This is a genomic window from Periweissella beninensis (genome assembly GCF_016908275.1).
Taxonomy (GTDB): Bacteria; Bacillota; Bacilli; order Lactobacillales; family Lactobacillaceae; genus Periweissella; species Periweissella beninensis.
This window is the reverse complement of sequence record NZ_JAFBDN010000010.1, coordinates 42,463-53,735: the sequence shown is the minus strand read 5'-3', so window position 1 is coordinate 53,735 and position 11,273 is coordinate 42,463. Positions and strand designations below refer to the sequence as shown.

The following is an 11,273-nucleotide window of genomic DNA, read 5'->3' as shown; positions in this document are numbered from 1 at the left end:
TTTAATTAGCTTTAAAAATTCATATTTTGCGATAAATTACAAAAAAACAACTAATTCAAATTACGAATTAGTTGCTTAATAAATTAATTTAATTATTTAGTCTATCAGTACCATTTGACAAAGAGCCGCTTTAACCCAGATGAAATATTTTAATAGTTAGTAAGTTTGTCTAAATTAATATGAACTGCATAACTCGGATGATTACTAAACGTTGCATATGAAGCATTCCCCAAACGACGGCCCGGCTTAAAAGCATTAATCCATTTATGATAACCAGTTGAAATTCCTACATGATAGGCACTTGATCCATTACCCCAAATTAGTAAATCACCAGGTTTAGCTTTTGCTACAGCAATTTGTTTGGCACCACGTGATAGGGCTTGGTTGGCTGCGGTACGCCCTATGTTTTTACCAGTAACCTTTCGGTAAACATATTGAGTAAAACCAGAACAATCAAAGCCATTCGGTGTTGTTCCGCCCCAAACATAAGGTGTACCCTTAAATTTTTTCGCATACGCAATAATTTGAGCACCATTAACGTCGCCTTTTTTTACAAAAGTCAAATTAGTTTTTCTTACCCAACCTGCAATGCTACCATTACTTACATAATAAACTTTTCTCGTATGGCCACTAATGATGGCCGTTGCTTTTTTCGTAACCTTTAACCTGACTGATCCATAACTTTTAGTCTTAATACCAGATTTTGTTAAAACATCTTCATTGTCTACATCATAAATGTTGCCACTATGTTTGACATAAGCATATTTTTTTACTGACTTACTTGATGAGATCAAATGATCATTTCCGCTGTCGGCTTGGACATCATTAAAAGTTATCAAAGTTACCATAATTATACTTACTGCTAATACTATTTGGATAATTTTTTTCATCTGTTTTTTATTCTCCAATTAGATTCATAAATTAATAATACGGACATCATAACATCATTTCATTGCAACCTATTTGATCTATCTTTACATTTTTATTACATGTTTGTACTTGATGTATAAATAAAAACTTTAAATTTTTACCAATATATAATCATTTAATGCAAATTTATTTTTATCTTTACAGAAAAAGGATACTAACATTTTTACCTTTGTTAGTATCCTTTTAGTTTAATTAGTATTAATTTTAGAGTTTAGCCATCATTTTTTGCATTGTAACCGAAATTTTATCCATTTGATTTTCTTGCTCATCACCAGCTGCATTAAATTTTTGTTGGTCAACAAATTGTTTCTCAACGTCTATTGCATTAACCATTGCCCGACATGCAACTGCATATTCTGCATAATGTTTTTTAAAATTAGCATATAGACCCATTAATTTGACTGGCGCATTAACTTCCTGCAATTTAACAGTATTCGCTTCATACACCTCGGTAGCATCATTAAATTCAGCAATAATTTCTTGAAATTCAGTTTTCGGCATCATGGCTAATTGATCATCAGCTAATGCCTCTTCTAATTTTTCATAAAAATCTGCAACATGGTTCCCTGTATCCTCCGTTGACTGAATTACATCTTGTAAATTTGAGGCAAACTTTTGCATACCAACCATCGTTTTGCGTACCATTTAATTTCTCCTTTTTATTTAATCAGCTAATTAGCCTTATTATATCATTTAATCCTATTAAGCTTAAATCTTGTTAAACATTCTCCGTTGAACTAATTTTACAATTTCTACAATTGTGACCATCAATACACCCGCACCTAGAACCGTTAACCATTGATGCCAATCAAGTGGGGTTACGTGGAAGAGACCGTTTAAACCCGGTACAAAAATAGTAATTCCTAGTAATACAGCAGCAAGTAAGATCGCCCAGTTGAATGCCTTATTCTTAAATGCACCAACCGTAAAGATTGATTGATAAACTGATTTAGTAGAAAAAGCATGGAAAAGCTGAATTAACCCTAAAGTAACAAAGGCCATCGTCAATGCATCTGCATGAGCTAAAGCCGCATCATTTGCGTGGACGGGATAATTAATACCAATCCAGTACACACCTAAAGTTAGCACCCCTTCTAAAATACCTTGGTAGATAATTGCTGATTTAACACCATGTGAAAGGAAGGTTGATTTACGACCACGTGGTTTACGATTCATAATGCCCGGTTCACCAGGTTCTACCCCTAATGCAATTGCTGGAAAAGTATCTGTAATCAAGTTAATCCATAAAATATGGACTGGGGCCAAAATACTCCAACCCATAAGGGTCATTATAAATAAAGTTAAAACTTCACCTAAATTAGCAGATAATAAATATTGAATAGCTTTTTGAATATTCGTAAAGACTTTCCGCCCTTCATGCACTGCATCAACAATTGTTGCAAAATTATCATCAGCCAAAACCATATCTGAGGCGCCTTTTGAAACTTCAGTTCCAGTAATACCCATGGCAACCCCGATATCAGCCGTTTTTAGTGCTGGTGCATCATTGACGCCATCCCCCGTCATCGCTACTACCTTACCACGTGACTGCCAAGCTTTAACAATTCTAACCTTATGTTCTGGTGCTACCCGCGCATATACGGAATATTGATCAACTTTTTGATTAAAGACTTCATCACTAAGTTCATCTAGCTGTGCACCTGTAATCACTGCATCTTTTTGATTATCATCTAAAATGCCTAAACGCTTAGCAATTGCTGATGCTGTATCTCGATGATCACCAGTTATCATTAACGTTTTAATACCAGCTGTCTTAGCTTCAGCAATTGCCCCAGCCACTTCTGGCCGCTCTGGATCAATCATTCCAATCAATCCAACAAAAACTAAATCATTTTCAACATCTTCACTAGTTAAGCTAGCAGGCATTTGAGCCATTTTACGATAAGCAAACGCCAACACTCGGAGTGCTTGCGTTGCCATATCATGGTTTGTTGCTAAAATTTGTTCTTTAATCGCTGATGTTAATACAACTTCCTCACCATCAATTAAAACTTTAGCTACACGTTCTAATAATTGATCAGGTGCACCTTTAACAGTAATCAAATTATCTTCATGTTCGACTTGATGCACAGTTGTCATTAATTTTCGTTCAGAGTCAAACGGAATTTCATCAATTCTAGGTTTAGCGCTAAATAACTGTACTAGATTACGGCCTTTATCCCGGTTAAATTGTATTAATGCCGTTTCAGTTGGATCACCAACTAATTCATTATCAATTTCCTTAGTATCATTATTTAATGCTAAAATATCAGCTAATAATTGGCCACTTTGATTTAAATCGTCACTTGAATTATATAATTTTTGATCAACATAAAACTTTTCAACGGTCATTTTATTTTGTGTCAATGTACCTGTTTTATCAGATCCGATTATTTCTGTTGAGCCTAATGTTTCTACTGCTGGTAATTTTCGCATTAAAGCATGCTTTTTAGCCATGCGTGTTGTTCCCAAAGCCAATGTTATTGTCACAATTGCAGGTAAGCCTTCCGGAATAGCTGCAACAGCTAATGAAATTGCGGTTAATAACATATCGACCCATGATTCATCACGCCCTAACATTCCAATTGCAAATACTACGACAGCAATAATTAAGATTAAAATCGTAAGAGCTTTACCTAATTGACGTAAATTAGTTTGCAACGGTGTTTCACTTTTTTCAGCATTTTCTAGCATGTTAGCAATCCGGCCAACTTCAGTTTGCATTCCTGTACCAATGACAATTCCTCGACCACGACCATAAGTTACGTTACTATTCATATAACCTAAATTTTTGCGATCACCAAGTGGTAAGTTCTCATCAGTTAAATTTTCAGCTATTTTATCAACCGGTACAGATTCCCCGGTTAAAGCAGCTTCTTCAATTTTTAATGATGCAGTTTCAATTAATCTTAAATCAGCTGGTACAATATCACCAGCTTCCATTAAAATTACATCACCAGGAACTAATTCATCCGCTTTAACACTTTTAATGTTACCTTCTCGAATAACATTGGCATTAGGTGCTGCCATCTCTTTTAGGGCATTAATCGCTTCTTCTGCTTTAGCCTCTTGAAACACTCCAAAAATAGCGTTTAAAACGACCACCATTAATATAATAATCGCATCAACAATTTCACCAGTTGCTGCTGCAATCACCGCGGCAACTAATAATACTCCAATCATTAAATCTTTAAATTGATTAATGAATTTTTGTAGCAGTGTGGTTTGCTTAGCTTCTTCAATAACGTTAGCCCCATATTTAGTCAAACGTGCTTGTACTTCAGCATTGCTTAGGCCTTGCTGGGCATTCGAAGCTAATTCTTGAATAACTTCTTCCGAAGTTTTTTGATATGCTTTCTTTTCCATAATTTCTCCCTTAAATTTCGTGATAGTAACAAAAAACGCGCTACTATCGCTAGTGTAGTAACGATAGTTTGCGCGTACTAATTTAATAGTTTTTTTACATAAAATCTCAGTATGCGCAAATAATGCTAACATACATGAGTCTCACTTTTTAAGAGTTTTGCCGGAATTTCTTCTTGTTGACGACAAACTCGCAACGAGTGCAAGTTACTCCCCCATATATATAACCTATGTTTTATTGTAACAGATAAGTTAGGACTACTACAATTAATAATATTTAATATCTCTAAAATTATTAAATATTAAATTAACCAATTATTTTTGATACCACTTATCAAAAATAGTCACTGGTAATTCACGTTTATGTTCAGTTTTTAAATACCAAGTTTCAATTGTTTGCGCTGCTTGATCACTAACAATTTTACCTTCTAAATAGTCATCAATATCATCGTATGTGACCCCCAGTGCCACTTCGTCAGGTAAAGCGGGACGATCTTCTTCTAGATCAGCGGTAGGTGTTTTTGTGTATAAATGTTTGGGGGCATCAAGTAGTTCTAACATCTGACGACCTTGCCGTTTATTCAAGCGGTATAAGGGTGTAATATCAGCTGCACCATCGCCAAATTTTGTATAAAAACCCGTAACTGCTTCAGCAGCATGATCCGTTCCGATTACCGCACCTTTATGCGCACCCGCAATGGCATATTGAGCAAGCATCCGTTGGCGCGCCTTAATATTACCTTTATTGTAATCAGAAATTTTTAACCCATCATTTGCTTCTAAAGCAGCAACCATTGCATCTGTTGCTGGCTTAATATTTACCCGAATCATTTGATCAGCTTGTTGATAAGCAATGGCATCCATTGCATCACTCTCATCATCTTGTTCACCATATGGTAATCGAACAGCGATAAACTGATATGATTTATCACCCGTTTCGTCACGTAATTCACTAATAGCCATTTGCGCTAACTTACCGGCTAACGTTGAATCTTGTCCCCCACTTATTCCTAAAACTAATGTTCTAAGAAATGGATTAGCCTTTAGATAATCTTTTAAAAAATTAATACTCCTCTTAATTTCAACCTGTGGTTCAATTATTGGTTCTACTCTTAATGTTTTAATTATTTCTTTTTGTAAAGTAGTCATCTTATCTTCTCCCGCCGTCTTAATCTTTTGTTAGTTTTGCAACATTTTCTCTGACTTTATGAATTAAATTCATTTTATTGTCGTATGCTTTTTGTGATAAGTCAACTGGATAATCCTGTGGATTTAAATCACGACGATACTCTTCCCAAAGACTTTCTAAGCTTACTGCTGAATATTCTTTAATAGTCCTTAAACTTGGTTGCTTATAGATTAGGTGCCCATCTTTAAAAATATCAATTAATAATGGCTTAGCGGTGAAATCCGTTACATCCTTTGAAATATACGTATAATTGGGATGAAACATATGCAGACTTTTTGCTTTTTGTGGTTGCTCATCCCATAATGCCACATAGTCACCTTGTGATTTGCCATCACTATTTCTAGTAATTCGCCATACTTGCTTTTTCCCAGGAGTGGAAACCTTTTCCGCATTGTTAGAAAGTTTGATGGTATCAAGCATTTGTCCATTTTCATCTTCAATTGATACTAATTTATACACAGCTCCCAATGCGGGTTGGTCATAGGCAGTTATTAACTTCGTCCCAATGCCCCACATATCAATTTTCGCATGCTGCATTTTAAGATTCATAATAGTTTTTTCGTCTAAATCATTCGAAGCATAAATCTTTGCCTTAACAAAACCAGCTGCATCTAATTGGGCCCGGACTTTTTTCGAAATATACGCCATATCACCTGAATCAATACGCACACCAATAAAATTAATTTTGTCGCCTAATTCTTTTGCGACTTTAATTGCATTTGGGACTCCCGATTTTAAAGTATCATACGTATCAACTAAAAAAACGACATCTTTATGCGTTTTAGCATATGCCATAAATGCATCATAATCATTACGATATGTTTGGACTAGTGAATGGGCATGCGTCCCAGAGATTGGAATATCAAATAGTTTACCTGCGCGTACATTACTAGTCGCATCAAAGCCACCCAAGTAGGCAGCTCGAGTGCCCCATAAAGCCGCATCAAGTTCTTGGGCCCGTCGTGTCCCAAATTCTAGTAAGCCATCATCACCCACAACTGAACGTATGCGGGCTGCTTTGGTTGCAATCAATGTTTGGTAATTAATAATATTCAATAACGCCGTTTCAACTAATTGGGCATCAGCCAGTGAGCCCTCAATTTGTACGATAGGTTCATTGGCAAATATCACTTCACCCTCACGCGCTGACCGAACAGTAGCAGCAAAATGCCAATTTTTTAAATAAGCCAAAAAACCTTCACTATACGCCTTTGTTTCACGCAAGTAAGCAATATCTGAATCACTAAAATGTAAATTTTTTAAATAGTTGATCATTCGCTCTAAGCCGGCAAAAATCGCATAGCCATTCTCAAATGGATTCTTGCGAAAAAAAACTTCAAAGATCGCTTTACGGTTTTGAATACCTTCTTGCCAATAGGTTTGCACCATATTAATTTGGTAAGCATCGGTATGTAACATTAAACTATCATCCGGGTGCTGAAATCCCATATCATTTTCCTCTTTATTTTATAAAATAAATTCCCTTCTATTATATCACTCAGAGTACTATAACTAAGCTTTCTTTAAACATAAAATATTTTTTTATGGTTGTTACTCTTTTCAAGTTTAAAAAATTAGCGTAAAATTATTACTTTATTGCGTAGGAAGGATTATTATTATGCCCAAAACTAAAGGTATTCATATTCACGATACATTGCGTGTTGCCATTATTTTATCAATGATTGGCGGTTACATTGATTCACTTTGCTATTCTTTACTTGGCGGTCATTTTGCTAGTTTACAGTCTGGTAATTTAATTATGTTAGGTATTAATCTCAGTAATGGCAATTATCGCCATGGACTCAGTTACTTAGTACCCTTGGGGGCTTTTGCTTTAGGTGCGGGTAGTAATTTTTTTGTGCGCCAAAAATTAGCACATAATACACCGATAATTTGGCAAGAATGGAGTGTTCTATTCGAATTAATCGGAATGTTAATTATTGCTATTTTTGCTCCGTATTTACCTACTTTACTGGTCATTGGCGGTCTAGCATTTTTCTCTGCCCTTCAAGCCGATTCGTTTACAGTTGTACATGGGACACCATATGCTACATTGATGAGCACTGGAAATGTTAAAACGTTTGGTTCAAATTTAATTCAGTATCTTGTTACTCGCAATCATGATAAATTAGTTGTTACTTTGCGTTTCTTTTTTATTTTATTTGCTTTCTTTATTGGAGCATATGTTGCACATTTTTTAGGTAACATCTTGCAGTTAAAAGCACTATATGGTACTTGTTTATTATTACTAATAACCTGTATCTTATTACATTTTGATCTTGATGCTAATAAAAATCGTGAGCAACAGCCTCATATCAAAACCATTTCGTCGCAAAACATTATTAACTTAAATTGATAATTTTCATTAAAAAAACTGGGATAAAACCATTTTGAAATCGGTTTATTCCAGTTTTTTTAATAACAACCTTACATACTAATTATTTAATGTCTAATTTTTAAAAGTGGTATGGTAACTAATGGCACTAAAATAAAACCGGCAATCACTTCAAAAATACCATTAAAACCAACGATTGTTGTTAAAAACCATGGTAAGAAATCTTGATTATGCCCTAGATTAACAATTTTTTGCCAATTTAAATGCATTATACTGAAACCAATCCAGGTTGATAATGTTACAACCGCCGTATTAGTTATTGCGGCTATTATCCCTGCAATAGCTAAGACCCACGATTGAGGTTGATTAATATCAAACTTGACTACTTTAATAAATAAACCCACGCTTATAGCAATCAACACACTAGCTCCCACTGAAGTAATTGGATTCATAAACATTAATGAGCCTAGTGATCCAGGGGTCGTCCAAGCTTGCCATAATCGTAAAACACCCCAAAATGCTCCTAAAACTATGCCAAACCGCACCCCCAACAGGATGGTGCCAATTGCCACAGTAAACTGGATGATTGTGACCGCTGCTCCCACAAAAAAAGCCCCTAGTGGAATATACCCTAAATTAAATATCACTTGAATTAATATAATTGCCATAAATACTGCTGCTATTACTAATTTTTGTATTTTTGTATTTTTACTTGTCATCTGTTGACTCCCTTAAGATTTATTATCAAAAAGCATTATTAACTGTTATTATTCAAAAAATAGCTATAATTAATTAGTACCTATTATAACTTATATACTAATGTGAGGGATATCTTATGAACGAACATATTGTTTCTTTTGTTGAACTTGATAAACCAGTTATAAATTTTATTAACTCCCATAATCTTAAGCTAACATTGGCAAAAGATTTATCACCACTCAATTATGCGACTGTTACTATCATGTTAGGTTGGGACAAGCACTTGAGTGAGAAAATTTTGAATGCCCCCAATAGCCAATTAAAATGGATTCAAACGCGCTCAGCAGGAGTTGACTATTTACCAATTAGTACCTTAAATAAACGTAATATCACCGTTACCAATGCTAGTGGTGTCCATGCTCAACCAATTGCACAATCAGTAATGGCTGACCTACTTTACTTTACAAGAGGGCTTAATCAACATGTCAAAAACACAAACAACCACGAGTGGCAAGCGAATGGTAATCACTTTGTCCTTAGTGACTTTACCATACTTATTTTTGGTACCGGCCGTATCGGTCAAGAACTAGCCCAAAATCTACAAGTATTCGGGGTTAAAACCTTAGGTGTTAATCACCATGGTAACCCCATAAAGGGCTTTAACGAAGTTTTTTCTCTTGAAAATTATCCTCAAGCCCTTAAAAAGGCTAACATTATTATTAATATCTTACCTGGCACCACAGAAACACATCATTTTTATGACCCAAAATTTTTTGCTAAAATAACTGATCTTTTCTTATTTATCAACGTTGGTCGCGGTGCTTCAGTGGACAGTGACGCTCTCCTTAAAGCAATTGCACAACATAAAATCAAATATGTTGCCTTGGATGTGACTGAACTTGAACCACTTCCAATTGATGATAAACTCTGGCAAATTCCGGAAATACTAATTACTAGTCACAGTACTGGGCTATCTTATGACTATGATCAACGACTTAGTAAAATAATTTTAAGTAATCTGACAAGCTATTTTACGGACAAAACGTTTGTCCGTAATGTTGTTGATTTGAAAAAAGGATATTAATATCTACAAGTTTATTTAGGTTTAAGCGTAAAAATTCCAGGTGGTTAATCTTCCACCCGGAATTTTTATTTACATCATAATTAATGTGCTAAGCTTAGTTTACCTTTATTTAATCCAAAACCCGCTGTTTTTTCCGAACAATTGAGTGATGATAGCCATAGCCTATATAAAGCCCTAAACCAAGTACTTGCCAAATTATAAAAACAAACCAAGTAACTTTCTCAAGTTGGAGCATCAAAATACCACATAAGATAAATGATAAAATTGGAACGAATGGATATCCTGGTACCTTGAACCCTTGACGACTTAACTGTGTAAACTCTTCATTATTACGTAAAAATAGTATCCCTAATGAAACCACAGCAAAGGCAAATAAAGTCCCAATATTGACCAATTCAGCAATGGTTTGTAATGGGACTACCCCAGCAATCAGCGCTGCACTGCTCCCAAAAATTAGGGTACTCCTTACAGGGACTTGTTTTTTTACAGATATCTTTTGAAAACTAGTTGGTAATAGCCCATCTCGTGAAATGGCAAATAATAAACGATTACCACCAAAAGACATTACTAATAACACCGTTGTCATCCCAATTACCGCACCTAAAGACACAATTGCTGCAACCCAATTTTGATTAATTACAGTTAACGCAAAAGCGACTGGATCACCTTGATGTTCAGGCTTCGCTAAGTCTTGGTAATTAACAATTCCCACTAAAACAGCTGATAAGGCCATATATAGTATTGATGCTATCCCCAATGATGCAATAATCCCAATTGGCATATCACGTTTTGGATTTTTAACCTCTTCTGAAGCAGTTGAAACGGCATCAAATCCAATATAAGCATAAAAAGCTGTGGCTGCACCAGCAATTACGCCACCTACCCCATAATGTTGCACGCCCGCACTATCCGTAAATGCTTCAGGAATAAACGGTAAATAGTGATTAGTTTTAATAAAAAATAAGCCAACTCCAATAAATAATAAGATAACTGTAATTTTTATAATAACCATTCCCGCGTTAATCCTAGTTGATTCACTTACACCTACTAACAATAGTGCCGAAATAGCTAAAATTACTAATATTGCAATCAGATCAATTCCTTTACTATTAGCGTGTTGTAAAAACAATGGTAATTTAATTCCCATACCAGCTAATAGATTTTGAAAATACGCTGACCAAGAACTCGCAACTGATGCAACCGCAAATAAATATTCTGAAACTAACGACCAACCTAGTACCCAGGCTATTAATTCACCAAAAACCGCATAAGCATATGTATATGCACTCCCAGCTAAAGGGATTGTCGAAGCAAATTCAGCATAACACAGCGCTGCCAATGAGCATACAATTGCGGCTAATAAAAATGATAAAACGACTGCAGGTCCGGCATATTTTCCAGCAATTATGCCAGGTGTAATAAATATTCCTGCTCCTACAATCGCTCCAACACCCATTGAACTTAACCCAAATGCTGAAAGGGTTCTAGGTAAAACTGGCTTTTGGGCTAAATCAGCAGATACGTCTTTTTTTAACAAAAAACGAGATTGCCTAGTTTTATTTTTCATGATAACTTTAACTCTCTTTCATAAAATACAATGTTTAATTTTACCGATATTTACTTATAATTAAAAGAGTTATTATTAAATTTATCTAAATTAAATTAGTAGTTTT

General features: G+C 35.0%; 9 protein-coding genes. 2 read left to right on the top strand and 7 right to left on the bottom strand.

The features are described 5' to 3' along the window. Positions 1-149: 149 nt before the first annotated feature. The 5 genes from JOC59_RS05445 to JOC59_RS05425 all read right to left on the bottom strand — a co-directional run bounded on the left by JOC59_RS05445 (position 150) and on the right by JOC59_RS05425 (position 6,931). Entirely contained in the window at positions 150-890 is a 741-nt protein-coding gene (locus JOC59_RS05445) for a C40 family peptidase (RefSeq protein ID WP_205143787.1), read from the bottom strand. Positions 891-1,134: 244 nt separating this feature from the next. Further along, positions 1,135-1,575 carry a hypothetical protein gene (locus JOC59_RS05440; RefSeq protein ID WP_205143786.1) on the bottom strand — a complete coding sequence of 147 codons (441 nt, stop codon included), beginning with the start codon at positions 1,573-1,575 and terminating at the stop codon, positions 1,135-1,137. A gap of 63 nt (positions 1,576-1,638) precedes the next feature. Continuing rightward, complete coding sequence (locus tag JOC59_RS05435) at positions 1,639-4,296, bottom strand: cation-translocating P-type ATPase (protein WP_205143785.1); 2,658 nt, start codon at positions 4,294-4,296, stop codon at positions 1,639-1,641. Positions 4,297-4,608: 312 nt separating this feature from the next. Further along, positions 4,609-5,442, bottom strand: a complete 834-nt coding sequence (gene nadE / locus JOC59_RS05430; RefSeq protein ID WP_205143784.1) for an ammonia-dependent NAD(+) synthetase — start codon at positions 5,440-5,442, stop codon at positions 4,609-4,611. Between the two features lie 19 nt (positions 5,443-5,461). Then, positions 5,462-6,931 (bottom strand): nicotinate phosphoribosyltransferase, encoded by a 1,470-nt coding sequence (locus tag JOC59_RS05425; RefSeq protein WP_205143783.1) that lies wholly within the window; start codon positions 6,929-6,931, stop codon positions 5,462-5,464. A gap of 169 nt (positions 6,932-7,100) precedes the next feature. Here JOC59_RS05425 and JOC59_RS05420 point away from each other — a divergent pair, with 169 nt between their 5' ends. Next, on the top strand, positions 7,101-7,838 hold the full coding sequence (locus tag JOC59_RS05420; protein ID WP_205143782.1) for a YoaK family protein: 738 nt from the start codon (positions 7,101-7,103) through the stop codon (positions 7,836-7,838). Positions 7,839-7,924: 86 nt separating this feature from the next. Here JOC59_RS05420 and JOC59_RS05415 read toward each other — a convergent pair whose 3' ends face one another. After that, entirely contained in the window at positions 7,925-8,536 is a 612-nt protein-coding gene (locus JOC59_RS05415; protein WP_205143781.1) for an ECF transporter S component, read from the bottom strand. Between the two features lie 116 nt (positions 8,537-8,652). On the opposite strand from JOC59_RS05415, the gene JOC59_RS05410 reads away from it, so the two are divergent. Beyond that, positions 8,653-9,600, top strand: a complete 948-nt coding sequence (locus tag JOC59_RS05410) for an NAD(P)-dependent oxidoreductase (RefSeq protein ID WP_205143780.1) — start codon at positions 8,653-8,655, stop codon at positions 9,598-9,600. A 109-nt stretch (positions 9,601-9,709) separates the two neighbouring features. Here the strand turns inward: JOC59_RS05410 and JOC59_RS05405 are convergent, their stop codons facing one another. Continuing rightward, the gene (locus tag JOC59_RS05405) at positions 9,710-11,167 is read right to left on the bottom strand and encodes an amino acid permease (protein ID WP_205143779.1); all 1,458 of its coding nucleotides are present in this window, start codon (positions 11,165-11,167) and stop codon (positions 9,710-9,712) included. Positions 11,168-11,273: the final 106 nt, after the last annotated feature.